The 15,753-nt window shown below is 62.7% G+C and carries 17 protein-coding genes; 13 read left to right on the forward strand and 4 right to left on the reverse strand.

The annotated features are described in order from the left end of the window. Window positions 1–115: 115 nt before the first annotated feature. A complete protein-coding gene (locus BDD18_RS17100) occupies window positions 116–1,024 on the reverse strand; it encodes an SDR family NAD(P)-dependent oxidoreductase (protein WP_142084631.1) in 909 nt (302 codons plus the stop codon). Between BDD18_RS17100 and BDD18_RS17105 the strand changes: the two genes are divergently transcribed. The 12 genes from BDD18_RS17105 to tolA all read left to right on the forward strand — a co-directional run bounded on the left by BDD18_RS17105 (window position 1,023) and on the right by tolA (window position 9,020). Continuing rightward, window positions 1,023–1,253 (forward strand): hypothetical protein, encoded by a 231-nt coding sequence (locus BDD18_RS17105; protein ID WP_142084633.1) that lies wholly within the window; start codon window positions 1,023–1,025, stop codon window positions 1,251–1,253. The two genes, BDD18_RS17100 and BDD18_RS17105, sit on opposite strands and share 2 nt — an antisense overlap. Before the next feature lie 210 nt (window positions 1,254–1,463). Continuing rightward, entirely contained in the window at window positions 1,464–1,610 is a 147-nt protein-coding gene (locus BDD18_RS22150; protein ID WP_170207420.1) for a hypothetical protein, read from the forward strand. A gap of 42 nt (window positions 1,611–1,652) precedes the next feature. Continuing rightward, complete coding sequence (locus BDD18_RS17110) at window positions 1,653–2,279, forward strand: DUF938 domain-containing protein (RefSeq protein WP_142084635.1); 627 nt, start codon at window positions 1,653–1,655, stop codon at window positions 2,277–2,279. A 61-nt stretch (window positions 2,280–2,340) separates the two neighbouring features. Further along, complete coding sequence (locus BDD18_RS17115) at window positions 2,341–2,631, forward strand: 2Fe-2S iron-sulfur cluster-binding protein (protein WP_142084637.1); 291 nt, start codon at window positions 2,341–2,343, stop codon at window positions 2,629–2,631. 296 nt (window positions 2,632–2,927) lie between these two features. Then, on the forward strand, window positions 2,928–4,049 hold the full coding sequence (gene ribBA / locus BDD18_RS17120) for a bifunctional 3,4-dihydroxy-2-butanone-4-phosphate synthase/GTP cyclohydrolase II (RefSeq protein ID WP_142084639.1): 1,122 nt from the start codon (window positions 2,928–2,930) through the stop codon (window positions 4,047–4,049). Between the two features lie 2 nt (window positions 4,050–4,051). Further along, a complete protein-coding gene (gene ribH, locus BDD18_RS17125; RefSeq protein ID WP_044397565.1) occupies window positions 4,052–4,516 on the forward strand; it encodes a 6,7-dimethyl-8-ribityllumazine synthase in 465 nt (154 codons plus the stop codon). Continuing rightward, window positions 4,513–5,079: a transcription antitermination factor NusB gene (gene nusB, locus BDD18_RS17130; protein WP_044397567.1), complete on the forward strand. Its 567-nt coding sequence runs from the start codon at window positions 4,513–4,515 to the stop codon at window positions 5,077–5,079. Before ribH ends, nusB begins: the two co-directional genes overlap by 4 nt. Before the next feature lie 125 nt (window positions 5,080–5,204). Next, window positions 5,205–6,389, forward strand: coding sequence for a pyridoxal phosphate-dependent aminotransferase (locus BDD18_RS17135; RefSeq protein ID WP_142084641.1), 1,185 nt, complete (start codon window positions 5,205–5,207; stop codon window positions 6,387–6,389). Between the two features lie 19 nt (window positions 6,390–6,408). After that, a complete protein-coding gene (ybgC, locus tag BDD18_RS17140) occupies window positions 6,409–6,825 on the forward strand; it encodes a tol-pal system-associated acyl-CoA thioesterase (RefSeq protein WP_142084643.1) in 417 nt (138 codons plus the stop codon). Then, the gene (tolQ, locus tag BDD18_RS17145; RefSeq protein ID WP_066693536.1) at window positions 6,822–7,526 is read left to right on the forward strand and encodes a protein TolQ; all 705 of its coding nucleotides are present in this window, start codon (window positions 6,822–6,824) and stop codon (window positions 7,524–7,526) included. The genes ybgC and tolQ overlap by 4 nt, the downstream gene beginning before the upstream one ends. A 9-nt stretch (window positions 7,527–7,535) precedes the next feature. Then, window positions 7,536–7,958, forward strand: a complete 423-nt coding sequence (locus BDD18_RS17150) for a biopolymer transporter ExbD (RefSeq protein ID WP_142084645.1) — start codon at window positions 7,536–7,538, stop codon at window positions 7,956–7,958. 24 nt (window positions 7,959–7,982) lie between these two features. Beyond that, entirely contained in the window at window positions 7,983–9,020 is a 1,038-nt protein-coding gene (tolA, locus tag BDD18_RS17155; RefSeq protein ID WP_142084647.1) for a cell envelope integrity protein TolA, read from the forward strand. A 76-nt stretch (window positions 9,021–9,096) separates the two neighbouring features. Here the strand turns inward: tolA and BDD18_RS17160 are convergent, their stop codons facing one another. From BDD18_RS17160 to BDD18_RS17170, 3 genes are all read right to left on the reverse strand, one after another. After that, entirely contained in the window at window positions 9,097–10,065 is a 969-nt protein-coding gene (locus tag BDD18_RS17160; protein WP_142084649.1) for an IS1595-like element ISAte2 family transposase, read from the reverse strand. 66 nt (window positions 10,066–10,131) lie between these two features. Next, a complete protein-coding gene (locus BDD18_RS17165; protein ID WP_125958944.1) occupies window positions 10,132–11,463 on the reverse strand; it encodes an IS4 family transposase in 1,332 nt (443 codons plus the stop codon). 227 nt (window positions 11,464–11,690) lie between these two features. After that, a complete protein-coding gene (locus BDD18_RS17170) occupies window positions 11,691–14,222 on the reverse strand; it encodes an ankyrin repeat domain-containing protein (RefSeq protein WP_142084651.1) in 2,532 nt (843 codons plus the stop codon). A gap of 192 nt (window positions 14,223–14,414) precedes the next feature. Here BDD18_RS17170 and BDD18_RS17175 point away from each other — a divergent pair, with 192 nt between their 5' ends. Continuing rightward, the gene (locus BDD18_RS17175; RefSeq protein WP_125958944.1) at window positions 14,415–15,746 is read left to right on the forward strand and encodes an IS4 family transposase; all 1,332 of its coding nucleotides are present in this window, start codon (window positions 14,415–14,417) and stop codon (window positions 15,744–15,746) included. Window positions 15,747–15,753 lie beyond the last annotated feature (7 nt).

A 15,753-nucleotide genomic window follows, 5' to 3' on the forward strand; every position in this document is an offset into this window, starting at 1 on the left:
CTGCTCAAATCCTTGTCGCAAAACGGCTGAAAACGCCGCCCCGCACACGCATCGGAAGGCTGTGGTTGGGGGCTGCTCGCAACCCCCACCCTCACCCTTGGCACCTCGCCAGCACTCAGCGGGCGGCCATCGCCTTGGCCACCTCGTTGGTGCCCTGGGCCGCGCCGCTTTGCGGCACCTGCTCCCCCGCGCGATTCGTGACTTCGGCCAGGCGGGCTGCAAGCCGCTCGGGCACCTCAGAGCCAATGCCCAAGTGCACGCCCTGCGTGAGCGTGATGTGGGCCGCCTCGAACGTGCCAGCCCCAGCGCACAGGATGGTGCGGGTGGGCGCGGACTCGTGCGCCAGCACCAGCATGGCGGGCACTACGGCCTCGGGCTTGAGGGCGTCCAGCACTTCCTGGGGCATCAGCCCTTCAGTCATGCGCGTGGCGGCTGTCGGGGCCAGGGCGTTGACGTGGATGTTGTGCTTGGCGCCTTCCAGGGCCAGGGTTTGCATCAACCCCACCTGGGCCAGCTTGGCAGCGCCATAGTTGCTCTGCCCAAAGTTGCCATACAGGCCAGTGGACGAAGTGGTCATCACGATGCGCCCGTATTGCTGGGCCACCATGTGCGGCCACACCGCCTTGCAGCAGTAGGCCGCGCCCATCAGGTGCACATCCACCACGAGCCGGAAGTCGTCCATGCTCATCTTGGCAAAGCTCTTGTCGCGCAGAATGCCGGCGTTGTTGACCAGTACATCCACGCGGCCCCAGGCGTCGATAGCTTGCTGCACCATGGCTTCGACCGCTGCAAAGTCGGTCACCGAGGCTGCGTTGGCCAGGGCCTCGCCGCCCGCAGCACGAATCTCATCCACCACCTTTTGCGCCGCGCCTGCTGTACCACCGCTGCCATCCACGGCGCCACCCAGATCATTGACCAGCACCTTGGCGCCGCGGGCCGCCAGGGCCAACGCATGTTGACGCCCCAGGCCGCCACCTGCACCCGTGACGATGGCTACGCGGCCTTTGAATTCGATGTCTGCCATGGAAAAACTCTCCGTATCAAAAAAAGGGGGGGAATGGGATGAATGTCGGAACAAAAACTGCTGGCAGCACTGTACGGCAACGCCCGCCGCGGCATCGTTGCGAAGGGGACAGAACGCCGTGCACGGGTTATCCCTGACAGCACTGGACAAGCATGTGGATAAGTGGGGAAAAGTCTTGTATGAGACTGCTAAGTGGTTGATTTATCAAGAAGCCACTTGTGCTGCTTAATTTTTCATCAACGCAAACCACTCAGGCGCTCAGTTTTCCCTGTTCACGCTGAACAAGCCTGTGCATAAGTTTTGACAAGTCTTGTATGAGCGATGCAACCCTTTGATTTTCAAAGACTTTCAACGAAATGCTGAAAAATTAAGCAAATCTACCACCCGGTGCTGACACGCCAGTTTTCAGCGGTTATCCCGTTCTTTTTTGGACAAAATTGTGGATAACTCTGAACAAGTGCTGTATGAGCGTCGCAAGTCATTGATTTACAAGGGCCGCCTATCCGCTGCACATTTTTTAAGCAAATTGGCACATGGGCTGCCGGCCCGGAAAAAACCGGGCAACACTGCGGCGCTCTATTTTTGATAGCATCTTGCGCTTGACTGTAAAGCGCTAACCCCCTTTTTTATGCAAACACCGCCATGGGCCCACAGCCCCGCTGCTGAACGCAACCAGGGCCCCATCCTTGCGGTGCTGCAAGCGCTGCTCGCCCCCCATGGCAACGCTCTGGAGATTGCGAGCGGCACGGGGCAGCACGCAGCGCACTTTGGCGCCGCCCTGCCCGGCTGGCGCTGGCAGCCCACTGACTGGCAAGACGATCTGTTCGCGTCGATCTCCGGATGGTGCGCGCACAGCGGTGCGCAGCAGGTATTGCCGCCGCTGCGGCTGGACGTGACCCAGGCGCAATGGCCCAGCGAGGGCGAGCCCTTCTCCACGCCGTTTGACCTGATTTACTGCGCCAACATGATCCACATTGCGCCCTGGGAATGCTGCGTGGCACTGATGCGCGGCGCCGCCCGCCACCTGGCCGCCGACGGAATGCTGGTGACCTATGGCCCCTATCTGGAGCAAGGGGTTCTCACTTCTCCAGGCAATCTGGCCTTTGACGCCAGCCTGCGAGCCCAAAACAGCCAGTGGGGCCTGCGCGCGCTGGAAGATGTCGCCCGGCAGGCAGAGGCGGCCGGCCTCCGTTTGAGCGAGCGCCACGCCATGCCTGCCAACAACCTGCTGCTGGTGTGGCGGCGCTCGCGTTGACCCGATCATTCCCTCTGCCACTTACCCCTTCCACCCACCGCTCACTTCGGCCCCAACCACCATGACCCAAGCTGCCCCCTTTTTCATCGCCCGCATCGAGCCCGACGGCACCCAGTGCGATGCCTGGCCCGAACAACCGCTGCTGACTTCCATGGAGCAAGGCGGCATCGACTGGCCCAGTTCCTGCCGCAATGGCACCTGCCGCACCTGCATCGGCCATTTGGTTGAAGGAAGCGTGCGCTATGACATCGAATGGCCGGGCCTGAGTCCTGAAGAAAAGGCCGAAGGCTGCGTACTGCCCTGCGTGGCCTACCCCGAGTCGGATGTAGTGATCCAGGGCAGCGCCATCTGACCCAAGGGCTGGCACAAAAGGCCGACTCAGCCGCAAGCTCTGCAGCCGCCCATGGCAACGCCGTTTTTTTGCCAGCCATGACAGAGGCCATTGATCCGGCGCACCAAAGCGCGGCCCCGGCTGAACTAAAATACTCAGCTTTGCAAGAGGCTGCACGCTTGGCCCCTTGCGCTGCGGCAGCGCCGCACAACATGTTCTTTGGATGGCTAGGCGACCCTTTGCGGTTGTGCGGCCCATGAGGGCGTGTGGTTTCGCGCTGCACAACCCCGCTGTGGCCCTAACGAAAGCCCTCTCCCATGAACACCCCCCTCACCCCTGTGTCCATCTCGCCCGTCGAAGACATCGTGGCCGACATGCGCGCTGGGCGCATCGTCATCCTGGTGGACGAAGAAGACCGTGAAAACGAAGGCGACCTGGTGCTCGCCGCCGACCACGTCACCCCAGAAGCCATCAACTTCATGGCCCGCTTTGGCCGTGGCCTCATCTGCCTGACGCTGACCCGCGAGCGTTGCGAGTTCCTGAAGCTGCCCCCCATGGCAGCGCGCAATGGCACGGTGTACAGCACCGCGTTCACTGTGTCCATCGAGGCAGCCGAAGGCGTCACCACCGGCATTTCCGCCGCTGACCGTGCCCGCACCGTGCAAGTGGCCGTGGACCGCAAGAGCCAGCCTTCCGACCTGGTGCAGCCAGGCCACATCTTCCCGCTGCAGGCGGTGGATGGCGGCGTGCTGATGCGCGCCGGGCACACGGAAGCCGGGTGCGATCTGGCCGCCATGGCCGGCTGCAGCCCGTCGTCGGTGATCTGCGAGATCATGAAGGACGACGGCACCATGGCCCGCCTGCCTGACCTGCAGCTGTTTGCCGCAGAGCATGGCCTGAAGATTGGCACCATTGCCGATCTCATCCAATACCGCAGCCGCAATGAATCGCTGGTGGAAAAAGTGGGCAGCCGCCCGCTGACCACGGCATACGGCACCTTCACCGCCCACGCCTTCCGCGACAAGCCCAGCCAGGCCGTGCACCTGGCCCTGGTCAAGGGCGAATGGACGGCCGACGAAGTGGTGCCCGTGCGCGTGCACGAACCTCTGTCGGTGCTTGACGCGCTGGAAATCAACCGCTCCATGCATTCATGGGGTCTGGACACCAGCCTGCAGTACCTGGCCAAGCAGGGCAAGGGCGTGGCGGTGCTGCTGAACTGCGGCGAAACCGCGCAGCAATTGCTGGCCCAGTTTGAAGGCACGGCCCGCGCATCTCAGGCCCCAGAGCGCGGCCGCATGGATCTGCGCACTTATGGCGTGGGCGCGCAAATCCTGCGCGACTGCGGCGTGCAAAAAATGGCACTCATGGGCCAGCCCCGCCGCATGCCCAGCATGGCCGGCTACGGCCTCGAAATCACCGGCTTCATCCCCAAGGAATAAACATGTTTGGCGCAGAAAAAGGCACAGCGGACAAGCTGGACGGCAAGAAGTTGCACATCGGTATCGTGCAGGCCCGCTTCAATGAAAGCATCACCAACACCCTGGCCTCTGCCTGCCTGGCAGAGCTGAAGGCACTGGGCGTGCAGGAAAAGAACATCACCCACGTGAAAGTGCCCGGCGCACTGGAAGTGCCCGTGGCGCTGCAAGCCATGGCCGAGAGCGACAGCTTTGACGCCCTCATCGCACTGGGCTGCATCATCCGCGGCGAGACTTATCACTTTGAGCTGGTGGCCAACGAGTCTGGCGCCGGCGTGACGCGACTCTCGCTCGATTACCAGATCCCCATCGCCAACGCGATCATCACCACCGAAAACATGGAGCAAGCCATTGCCCGCCAAAGCGACAAGGGCACCGATGCAGCCCGTGTGGCAGTAGAGATGGCCAACCTGCTGGACGAATTGTCATGACCGAAACCACCCCATCGTCCAAAACGCGCCCACCCAAGCAATCGCGCACCGGCCTCAAGGCCAACGGTACGCGCAAGGCGGCATCCAAATCCAACCGCAGCCGTGCGCGCGAATTTGCGCTGCAGGCGCTGTACCAGCACATCGTGGGCCGCAACGACGCGGCTGCCATCGACTCCTTCACGCGTGACCTTGCAGGCTTTCACAAGGCCGACGCGGCGCACTACAACGCCGTGCTGCATGGTTGCATCAACACCGCTGATGATCTGGACGCCCTGATCACGCCGCTGCTGGACCGCAAGCTGGGCGAGATCTCGCCCATCGAACGCGCCTCCATGTGGATCGGCGTGTACGAGTTCATGCACTGCATGGACGTGCCCTGGCGCGTGGTGCTCAATGAATGCATTGAGCTGGCCAAGGAGTTTGGTGGCACCGACGGCCACAAGTACGTGAATGCCGTGCTCAACGGCCTGGCCCCCCGCTTGCGTGCCAACGAAGTCGCTGCCGACAAAGCGGCTGGCAAGCCCGGCCCCGAAGCCGCAGCCGCCGAAGGCGAAGGGGCCTGAGCCCTTCCCGTGCTGCGCCTATCTGTCGATGGGTGCTGCACCGGCCAGCCAGAGGCCGCGCCTCCGGCGCAGTCTTTCTCTTTTGAGCCATGCCCGCAGCCTCGCGGGCCGCAGGATTCCCGAGCATGAAATTCTCCAGCCGCGCAGAGCGCATTGATCCGTTTTATGTCATGGAAGTGGCCAAGGCCGCCCAGGCGATGGCACGCGAGGTGGCGGGCACCAGCGAGCCCATGATCTTTCTGAACATCGGCGAACCGGACTTCACCGCCCCGCCGCTGGTGCAGGAAGCTGCCGCCAAGGCGGTGCGCGACGGCGCCACCCAATACACCAACGCCCTGGGCCTGGATGCACTGCGCGAACGCATCAGCGGCTGGTACCAAAGCCGCTTCGGGGTGGACGTTCCGGCACGGCGCATTGTGGTCACGGCTGGCGCATCTGCCGCGTTGCACCTGGCCTGCCTGGCGCTGATTGAGCGTGGCGACGAAATCCTGATGCCCGACCCGAGCTACCCCTGCAACCGCCACTTCGTGAGCGCTGCCGAAGGCCGGGCCGTGCTGGTGCCCACCACGGCAGCCGAGCGCTACCAGCTGAGCAGCGACAAGGTGCAAGCCGCGTGGACAGACAACACGCGGGGCGTGCTGCTGGCATCGCCCTCTAACCCCACCGGCACATCGATTGCCCCCGCCGAACTGCGCCGCATTCACGAGGTGGTGCAGGCGCGTGGCGGCGTGACCATGATCGACGAGATCTACCTGGGCTTGTCGTACGAGGAAGAGTTTGGCCACACCGCCCTGGCCATCGATGAGCACATCATCAGCATCAACAGCTTCAGCAAGTACTTCAACATGACCGGCTGGCGCCTGGGCTGGATGGTGGTGCCCGATGCCATGGTGCCCGTGGTGGAGCGGCTGGCACAAAACCTTTTCATCTGCGCCAGCACCGTGTCGCAACAGGCCGCCCTCGCCTGCTTTGAAGCCGAGAGCATTGCCGAATACGAACGCCGCCGCGCCGAGTTCAAGGCGCGCCGCGATTACTTCATCCCGGCCTTGCAGTCGCTGGGGCTGAGCGTGCCCGTGATGCCGGATGGCGCCTTCTACGCCTGGGCCGACTGCACCGACGCAGCCCAGCGCCTGGGCGTGCAAGGCAGCTGGGACTTTGCCCTGGAAGTGATGCGCCGCGCCCATGTGGCCATCACACCGGGCCGTGACTTTGGCAGCTTTGAGCCCGAACGGTTTGTGCGCTTCTCCACGGCCAACTCCATGGAGCAATTGCAGGAATCCGTCGCGCGCCTGCGCAAGCTGCTGGCCTGAGCGGCATTGAGGGAACGGCATGGCTTTTGAATTCCCGATCCGCGTGTACTGGGAGGACACCGATGCCGGCGGCATCGTGTTCTATGCCAACTACCTGAAGTTCTTTGAGCGCGCGCGCACCGAATGGCTGCGCTCATTGGGCGTTGGCCAGCACAATTTGCGGGAACAAACCGGCGGCATGTTTGTCGTAACCGACGCGCAGTTGCGTTACCTGCGGCCCGCCAAGCTGGACGACGAACTGATTGTTACCGCCAGCCTGCTCGACAAGGGCCGCGCATCCCTGACAATCACGCAGCAAGCGCTCCTGAAACCAGAGCACATGACCGAAGACAAGCCCACGTTGCTGACCGAAGGCACCATCCGCATTGGCTGGGTGGATGCTGCAACGATGCGGCCCGCAAGAATACCGAGCACCCTTCTGGAACAACTTTCATGACCCCTCAAAACATGTCCATCTTGAACCTGGTGCTGCAGGCCAGCTGGGTGGTGCAGCTGGTGATGTTGCTGCTGCTTAGCGTCTCCATCGCTAGCTGGGCGGCCATCTTCCGCAAGCTGTTTGCACTCAAGCGGGTGAAGTCACTCAACGAGGATTTTGAGCGCGAGTTCTGGTCGGGCACCAGCCTGAATGACCTGTTTGCCAGCGCAGCACAGAATGCCAAGAACGCAGGCCCGATGGAGCGAATTTTTGCCAGCGGCATGCGCGAATACCAAAAGCTGCGCGAGCGCCGCATCACCGACCCCGGCACGCTGCTGGACGGCGCCCGCCGCGCCATGCGTGCGAGCTTCCAGCGCGAGATGGATGTGGTGGAGTCCAGCCTGTCGTTCCTCGCATCGGTAGGCTCCGTCTCGCCTTACGTCGGCCTGTTTGGCACCGTGTGGGGCATCATGCACGCCTTCACCGGCTTTGCAGGCATGGAGCAGGTCACGCTCGCCACCGTGGCCCCTGGCATTGCCGAAGCGCTGGTCGCCACGGCCATTGGCCTGTTCTCTGCCATTCCTGCGGTGATTGCCTACAACCGGTTTGCGCGTGACATTGATCGCGTGGCCACGCACCTCGAAACCTTCATCGAAGAGTTCTCCAACATTCTGCAGCGCAACCTGGGCGCACAGCCTTCGCAATCGGCCTCTGGCCATTAAGGAGCCCGCATGCCCGCCATGGCGTCCCGCGGCCGAGGCCGTCGCACCATCAATGAAATCAACATGGTGCCTTTCATCGACGTGATGCTGGTGCTGCTCATCATCTTCATGGTGACAGCGCCCATGCTCACGCCCGGCATGATCGATGTGCCCAGCGTGGGCAAAGGCAAAAATGTACCCAAGGTGGTGGCGCAGGTGATCGTGAACAAGGACGGGTCGCTACAGCTCAAGACACCTGAGGCCACGCGCACCGTCACCCAGCGCGAAGTGGGTGAGGCTGCCCTGCGCTGGCAAAAAGACCAGAGCAAGGACACCGCCGTCATCATCAGTGCCGACAAGGGCGTGCAATACGAAGCCGTGGTCAAAGCCATGGATGCCCTGCAAAAAGCCGGCGTGCAGCGCGTGGGCCTTTCCGTCAAGCAAGGCGGCTGATACCGCAGCGTCACCAGACCATCCATGCACGCTCACGACGAACGCGACCAGTTCTCCCCCCCCTCGCCGCCCGGCCGCCTGCGCGCGGTGTCGCTGGCCGTTGTGGTGCACGCCGCATTGATCGCGGCGCTGACCATGGGGGTGAACTGGACCACGACGACCGACCAGCCAGCAGTGGAGGCCGAGCTGTGGTCAGCGGTTCCGCAGCAGGCCGCGCCTGCCCTCGTGGCCCCGCCCCCACCGCCTGCGCCTCCCACGCCCGCAGAGCCTCCTCCGCCACCCGCTGCCGTGGTGCCGCCCCCGCCTCCACCTGCGCCACGGGCTCAGGAAAAGCCTGACACCCGCGAAGCAGACATTGCCATCGAGCGCGAGAAAAAGCGGCTGGCGCAGGAAAAGCGTGAACGCGCCGAACAGCAGGAGCGAGAAAAGCGCGAACGCGAGCGCCGCGAGAAGCTGGAAGCTGAAAAGAAAGAGCGCCTGCAAAAAGAAAAAGAACGCGAGAAGGAACGTGAAAAAGAGCGCGAGCTGAAGGAAAAGCAGGAAGCACAAAAACGCGCCGAGCAAAAGAAGCAGGCCGAAGAAAAGCGCCGTGCCGAAGAAGCAGAAGCCAAGCGCAAGGCCGCCGCAGACGCGGAGGCCAAACGCAAGGCGGAAGCCGATGCGAAGCGCCGGGCCGATGCCGAAGCCAAGGAACTGGCCGCCTTGCGTGACGCCAACATGCGCCGCATGCAAGGCCTGGCGGGCGCCACTGGCGGCGAACATGCCACGGGCAAAGACAAGGTTACCTCGGGCCCCTCAGGCAGCTACGGCGGCAAGGTGGCAGCCAAGGTCAAGCCCAACATCGTGTACCCCGATGCTATTTCGGGCAACCCCCGGGCCGTGGTGGAAGTGCGTGCGGCGCCCGACGGAACCATCGTCGGCAAAAAGCTAATCCAGTCCAGTGGCAACAAGGCATGGGACGACGCCGTGTTGCGCGCCCTGGAAAAGACGGAAACCTTGCCACGCGATGTGGATGGGCGTGTACCTTCCTCACTGGAGATTGGCTTCAGGCCACAGGATTGAACGAGAGAGTGGCGCCTGGGGCTTGCCACCACAAGCCACCCAGGTGGGCCGCGATTTCAAGACAAAACGGGCTCTTCTAGCGAATGCTAGTGACACTTTGATTCCCCATGGCCGCACCCAGCACCAGCGCGGGCTGCAGCCCCGTGGGGCCTGATCGGTCCAGCATCCTGAACCAGCCCAGGTACGAATCAAGGTATTTCGTTGCAACGCCCTTGAAACGCTGCATCCACCCGCGCAGCCTGCTGACATAGGCATTGACGTTCTGGACATGCCAGGGCCCCCTCACCCGCTGGCCCCGGCTCACGTTCACTGCCCGGTGCTGCACACCCAAGAGCCGCGCTGCACTGGCCAGAGTGACGCTGCCGTCGGTGCACAGGATGGTGTCCGGTGGCAACAAGGGCTTGAGTGCTGCTTGCACACTGACGGCCTTGCTCGTCTGCAGAATGAGGTTGACCGTTGCTCCCGCCCGGTCTCGTGCCATCAGTACGGGTGTGTACTCCGAACCCTTGCAGCCAGCCAGTGCCTTGCCGCCCCGCCGGCGAGGACGGCGCAGCAACCCTCTTTGGCCTTTGCAGGAGACCAGGAAGTAGGACTCATCGGCCTCGGCAATGCCCACAAGCTGGTGAGCCTGCTGGTGGCTTGGGCAGGCCAGGAAGCGGTGGCGCCAGCGAAAGGCGGTGCTTTGCGCCACGCCCAGGCGCTGGGCCACCTGGTTTAGCGAAAGGCCCTCGCTCAGAGCTTGTGCCTGACCCATCCACTTGTCCCGCAGATGCAAACGCGCCAGCGGTGTGCCAGTCAAGGCGTTGAAGGTGCGTGCGCAATGGCGACACTTGAAACGTTGCAGCCCATTGGCCGAGCCGTTCTTGACGAGCAGGGAGCTGCTGCAATGCGGGCAAGCCCGAGGAGCATCACCGTGTGCTTCTAAAACGGCGATGGCTTGACTGTGATCGAGCAGAGCCTGCAGAGAGCTTGCCAGTTGCTGGAGCTGGTGGTGCGTCAGCTGGGGCAAGCTGTGGATCAAGCGCGTCATCTGTTGCTGTCGCATGGCCTTCTCCTGGGGCAGACGCAAAGGCGTCATACTTAAAAAATGAGGGCCATGGGGCAATGCCGCTCAGTTAAGTCTGAGCGGCATTTTTTTGACGGGATACTGGGTCTTGGTCATACGAACCTCACGCGGATACCGCCTGTGGGATCTGCGAGGCGGCAGCACGAAGCGGCGGATGTTCTTTCTCATGGCCGCAAGCTTGGCCGGGATGGCCCCAGGGGTGTGTGATCCTGAACTCCACAGCCACTCATCCACGATGTAGCGCAGCGCCGTGATGAAGCTGATGCGACAGGGCTGCACTTTGGCCTCGTCTGCGATGCGCGTGATCTCCAAGCGGATCAGGTTGTACATCAACAAGGTTGCCCACAGCTCTTGCTTGACCCCATCGGGTTGCTGGCTGCGCAACGTCATCGCCTGGCCCAGCATGTCCGTCTTCATCTCTCCATAGGCCAGCTCAATCTCCCAGCGTTCGTGGTACAGCGCGAACACCTCCTCGGCCTTGTAGCGTGCCGGATCCATCAGGGACGTGAACAAGGTTCTGGGTTTGCCATCGAGTTCACGGGTGATGGCGCGCACCTCCCACGTGAGCGGCAAGCCGGGGTCTTTCTTGCGAGCTTGGGGCGAGACCTTCATGCGCAAGCTCACATCGCCAGGGCCATGCGTTTGCACCACCTCGCCCCTGAGTCCGGCACGCGCAGGGATCAGCCAGTGACGTCCCTGGCGGTGTTGCAGCGGCCACAGCAGACTTGCCGAGTAAAACCCTTTGTCCACAATCACCAGCGAGTCAGGCGGCAACTTCGGCCACAAGCGTTCAGCCAATGCGTACTCACTGGTGTCGTAGGCATCCAGGCTGGCATCTACCAATAAACGAGCTCTGGCATCGAGCAAGCAGGCCATGCGCACCAGGGGGAAGGGACTTTGGTGGTCTGCGTGGTTGCGCTGGCAACCAAAGTGCTGGCGGTTGTCTTGTGTGTCGGGGGTACGCCAGACCACGCCATCCAATGCGTACAGCGCCAAGCCTTGCCAGCGGTGGCGAGCGGCCTGCTGGTGCGCCCAATGGGCAGCAGTGTGGCGAAACAGCCATTGCAGGGGCTCACTGCCCAGCCGTTGGCGCGCCTGGCTCAGCGCGCTGGAGCTGATGGGTTCATTGTGCTGCCCAGGCAGTGCCAGCTCCAGTACCTCGGCCACGTTCACGATGGAGCGGTCTCTAAGCAAGGCCACACCCAATACCAGCCAAAGTGCCTGCTCCATGGGCAGTCGCCGCTTGCGCAGCGTGGCTACACCCGTCATCTGCAAGGCCTGTTCAATCCACTGCTGGGGTATGTTGCTTTGAACGACACCCCATTGTTCGGGGCTCGCAAACTCATGGGTATCGTTCAGGTACTCTTGCAGCAGCATTGGCTATCGCTTGACCTCTATGGCCAAAGCTCAATTGATCAAGCCTGCACTGTACAAACAACAAAGACCCCGAAGGGCCTTTGCTTAACTTACTGGCATTGGGGCCATGGGGCGCAATTAAAGGGGCATCACTAGCATTCGCTAGAAGAGCCACAAAACGACCTCCAGCGCTTGTCAGACAAGCGCAAGCAGCTATATTTTTTATAGCATATGATCAAACCTGCACCTCAAGGCGCCACTGGCTGGCGCTCTTGCAGCCAGCGCACCGCATCTGCCTGTTTGCCAAACTGGGCCCAGTCCAGCGCCGTTTTGCCGTGCGCGTCGCGGCTCCACAAATCCACGCCTTGCGCTTGCAACCACTCCAAAGCGGCCAGGCGCCCTTTGGCCGCCGCCAGCATGGCCGGTGTCTCGCCACGGCTTGCCGGGGCAGGCTCCACCAGTGACTGGCCCTGCCCTTGCAGCCACGCCAGGCAAGGCACACAGCCGCTTTGCGCGGCCATGTGCACGGGGCCCCAGTCCCAGCGGTTGCGGGCCTGCAAGCTGGCACCCGCCTGCACCAGCCGTTGCGCCACGCCAAGGTGGCCGCCATAGAAGGCCCGCAGCAAGGCGGTGTCGCCCCGCTCACTGTCTTTTTGCATCTGTCGAAAATCCACCTGCGCCCCTGCCTGGAGCAACAGTTCCACATGCTCCTGCTGCCCGCGATGGGCCGCGAGCATGAGCATGGAAGAACCACTGTCGGCCAGCAAATTGGGGTTGGCGCCCTGCTGCAGCGCCTGCGCCAGGGCTTGTGCATTTCCTGCGTTCTGGGCGTCGATGAGCTGGGCATCTGCGGGGGCCCAGATGCGTTCCACCTGTGGAGCACGGGCAGACTGCTGGTGCCGGGCGGGGTTCCAGGCCAGAACCCGGGTATCCATCACCCATGCGCACGCCAGCGCCGCGACCAAGAAGCCGCCCCACGCAGGCCGGGAATGCTCCGTTGCCACCGCCCGCTGCAACCCTGGCGTGAAGCGGCCTTGACGGTCCTTCCACGCCTGCGCGATAGCTTGACCTACGGCACGCGCAGTGCCCGTGCCATGCACACCAGGGGTGAGCCTGGTCAACTCACCCTGTGCATTTTTGGCATGCACGGCGTAGTAGTCTCGCTTCGCGGCGCCTGCGCCATGCGTAAAAAACAGTTTGTAGACCAGGGACTGGCTGGCAGCACCGGGCAACTGAACCCGTCGCGACCAGAACCACGAACCTCTTGCCACCAGCAGACCATCGTCCAGCACGCTCAAAGTCCAGCGCCGGGTTGCAGCGTGCAGCAGCCACCCCAGCAACACCAGCCAGGCCAACATGCCCCACAGGCTCTGCGGTAGCACGAATGCGCCGGGCTGCAGGCGGGCATGATTCCACCCATCGCCTACCAATGCGGCAGCAGCCACCACGGCAGACCAGCGCCAAGGCGTTTGCCCAAACTGCAGACTCCATCCACCGGCCCCTTCGCGCACCTGAACATTGACAGGCAGCCGTGATACGCCCGGTGAAGCCGCGCCGCCCTCTTCCGCCGCGTCGACCGGTCCAATAGGGATCTCCTCCTGCCAGGCAGCCGAAGGAGCGTACGGATCGACATCCAACCGCACCTCTATCGCGGTGGATGCTTGAATAGGCAAGTCATAAGCCAGCTCCAGCCCGCCCTCTGCCCCCAACAACTCCAACCGCCAGTCCACGCGCTCGCCACTGCGCTGGGCGCCATGGGTAGGAGCATCGTCTGGAAGGGAAAACCGGGCCACTAGGCGCAGATGCCCATCACCCAGTGCCAGGCGGCGCGTGCCAGCCTCCAGGGTCTGCACGCGCCGCTCGGGTGAGCCTGAACTGGCTTCGTCCACACGGTATTGCGCCACGCGCAGCTGGAATTGGTCAGCAGCCGGGTGCTGCGCCGCGCGGGGCGGCAGCACCAGCGTCACTTCAACGGGCTGCCCAGCCCTGGGCCGTGACGGCAGTGCCGTCATGGCCAGACCACGGTAGCGCCAGACCTTGCGGGTTTGATGAACAGCAGCCCAGACCATGCCCGCGCCAATGGCCACAAAACCTCCCAAAAGCGCCTTGACCCACCAGGGTGCGCGAGCGTCGCTCCAGAACAGCGCCGCCATGGGAAAAGAAATACCGCACCAGAACAGCGTGAAGGCCCACAGACCCCAATGGCTGTTGGTCAGCGGGTTGGGCGGTGAATCTTCTGGCGCCTTTGCAACGCGGCCCGACAGCAGCCGCCACAGCATCCAGCCAGCGGCCAAGCCCACCCCGGTAAAGACCAGTGCAAACGGCAAGCGAAAGATTTGCAACCGCCAGCGGATGGACGGGTCTACCAGGGCCTCAGAGGGCTGCGCGGGGTTGACCCAGACCGTGATGGGGCGCCCTTGTTGCTGCGCCTGGTGCAGCGTCTGAAACCATCGCTCCTGCCAATCACCCACGTTGTCGGCACCCGCTTGGGGGGCCAACCCCACGCGCTGACTTTCGTAGGATTTGCCAGCGATTTCGTAGCGATAGCGCACCAGCACCTGGTAGGCGGTGCCTCCCTCACTGCCCGCATGTTTGCGAATCTGGGCGTCCAGCACCTGCGCTGGCACAGGCTGCCACGACTGGACTGACAACGCAGCCTGCAAGGTAGAGGCCAGGGGACGCAGCCCGGCCCAGTAACCCACGGCCGTGAAGAGGACCACAAACACGGCACAAAACACCAGCAACACGCCCCGCCCCACTGCCGTTCTTCCTTCTGCCATGGCTCCTCCTTTTTGTTGTTATGGCCTTTAGCATAGTGACGAATTCATGACGATTTGGTGACAACGCCCAACAAAAAACGGCCCCGAAGGGCAATGCCAGTAAGTTAAGCAAAGGCCCTTCGGGGTCTTTGTTGTTTGTACAGTGCAGGCTTGATCAATTGAGCTTTGGCCATAGAGGTCAAGCGATAGCCAATGCTGCTGCAAGAGTACCTGAACGATACCCATGAGTTTGCGAGCCCCGAACAATGGGGTGTCGTTCAAAGCAACATACCCCAGCAGTGGATTGAACAGGCCTTGCAGATGACGGGTGTAGCCACGCTGCGCAAGCGGCGACTGCCCATGGAGCAGGCACTTTGGCTGGTATTGGGTGTGGCCTTGCTTAGAGACCGCTCCATCGTGAACGTGGCCGAGGTACTGGAGCTGGCACTGCCTGGGCAGCACAATGAACCCATCAGCTCCAGCGCGCTGAGCCAGGCGCGCCAACGGCTGGGCAGTGAGCCCCTGCAATGGCTGTTTCGCCACACTGCTGCCCATTGGGCGCACCAGCAGGCCGCTCGCCACCGCTGGCAAGGCTTGGCGCTGTACGCATTGGATGGCGTGGTCTGGCGTACCCCCGACACACAAGACAACCGCCAGCACTTTGGTTGCCAGCGCAACCACGCAGACCACCAAAGTCCCTTCCCCCTGGTGCGCATGGCCTGCTTGCTCGATGCCAGAGCTCGTTTATTGGTAGATGCCAGCCTGGATGCCTACGACACCAGTGAGTACGCATTGGCTGAACGCTTGTGGCCGAAGTTGCCGCCTGACTCGCTGGTGATTGTGGACAAAGGGTTTTACTCGGCAAGTCTGCTGTGGCCGCTGCAACACCGCCAGGGACGTCACTGGCTGATCCCTGCGCGTGCCGGACTCAGGGGCGAGGTGGTGCAAACGCATGGCCCTGGCGATGTGAGCTTGCGCATGAAGGTCTCGCCCCAAGCTCGCAAGAAAGACCCCGGCTTGCCGCTCACGTGGGAGGTGCGCGCCATCACCCGTGAACTCGATGGCAAACCCAGAACCTTGTTCACGTCCCTGATGGATCCGGCACGCTACAAGGCCGAGGAGGTGTTCGCGCTGTACCACGAACGCTGGGAGATTGAGCTGGCCTATGGAGAGATGAAGACGGACATGCTGGGCCAGGCGATGACGTTGCGCAGCCAGCAACCCGATGGGGTCAAGCAAGAGCTGTGGGCAACCTTGTTGATGTACAACCTGATCCGCTTGGAGATCACGCGCATCGCAGACGAGGCCAAAGTGCAGCCCTGTCGCATCAGCTTCATCACGGCGCTGCGCTACATCGTGGATGAGTGGCTGTGGAGTTCAGGATCACACACCCCTGGGGCCATCCCGGCCAAGCTTGCGGCCATGAGAAAGAACATCCGCCGCTTCGTGCTGCCGCCTCGCAGATCCCACAGGCGGTATCCGCGTGAGGTTCGTATGACCAAGACCCAGTATCCCGTCAAAAAAATGCCGCTCAGACTTAACTGAGCGGCAT

Source organism: Acidovorax temperans, assembly GCF_006716905.1.
GTDB classification, from domain to species: domain Bacteria; phylum Pseudomonadota; class Gammaproteobacteria; order Burkholderiales; family Burkholderiaceae_C; genus Acidovorax; species Acidovorax temperans.

Bases quoted from the DNA above. Each gene is read 5' to 3' on its own strand.
- BDD18_RS17105 (WP_142084633.1), top strand. From the start codon at position 1,023: ATGGAAAAACTCTCCGTATCAAAAAAAGGGGGGGAATGGGATGAATGT.
- BDD18_RS17100 (WP_142084631.1), bottom strand. From the start codon at position 1,024: ATGGCAGACATCGAATTCAAAGGCCGCGTAGCCATCGTCACGGGTGCA.
- BDD18_RS17110 (WP_142084635.1), top strand. From the start codon at position 1,653: ATGCAAACACCGCCATGGGCCCACAGCCCCGCTGCTGAACGCAACCAG.
- BDD18_RS17115 (WP_142084637.1), top strand. From the start codon at position 2,341: ATGACCCAAGCTGCCCCCTTTTTCATCGCCCGCATCGAGCCCGACGGC.
- ribBA (WP_142084639.1), top strand. From the start codon at position 2,928: ATGAACACCCCCCTCACCCCTGTGTCCATCTCGCCCGTCGAAGACATC.
- ribH (WP_044397565.1), top strand. From the start codon at position 4,052: ATGTTTGGCGCAGAAAAAGGCACAGCGGACAAGCTGGACGGCAAGAAG.
- nusB (WP_044397567.1), top strand. From the start codon at position 4,513: ATGACCGAAACCACCCCATCGTCCAAAACGCGCCCACCCAAGCAATCG.
- BDD18_RS17135 (WP_142084641.1), top strand. From the start codon at position 5,205: ATGAAATTCTCCAGCCGCGCAGAGCGCATTGATCCGTTTTATGTCATG.
- ybgC (WP_142084643.1), top strand. From the start codon at position 6,409: ATGGCTTTTGAATTCCCGATCCGCGTGTACTGGGAGGACACCGATGCC.
- tolQ (WP_066693536.1), top strand. From the start codon at position 6,822: ATGACCCCTCAAAACATGTCCATCTTGAACCTGGTGCTGCAGGCCAGC.
- BDD18_RS17150 (WP_142084645.1), top strand. From the start codon at position 7,536: ATGCCCGCCATGGCGTCCCGCGGCCGAGGCCGTCGCACCATCAATGAA.
- tolA (WP_142084647.1), top strand. From the start codon at position 7,983: ATGCACGCTCACGACGAACGCGACCAGTTCTCCCCCCCCTCGCCGCCC.
- BDD18_RS17160 (WP_142084649.1), bottom strand. From the start codon at position 10,065: ATGCGACAGCAACAGATGACGCGCTTGATCCACAGCTTGCCCCAGCTG.
- BDD18_RS17165 (WP_125958944.1), bottom strand. From the start codon at position 11,463: ATGCTGCTGCAAGAGTACCTGAACGATACCCATGAGTTTGCGAGCCCC.
- BDD18_RS17170 (WP_142084651.1), bottom strand. From the start codon at position 14,222: ATGGCAGAAGGAAGAACGGCAGTGGGGCGGGGCGTGTTGCTGGTGTTT.
- BDD18_RS17175 (WP_125958944.1), top strand. From the start codon at position 14,415: ATGCTGCTGCAAGAGTACCTGAACGATACCCATGAGTTTGCGAGCCCC.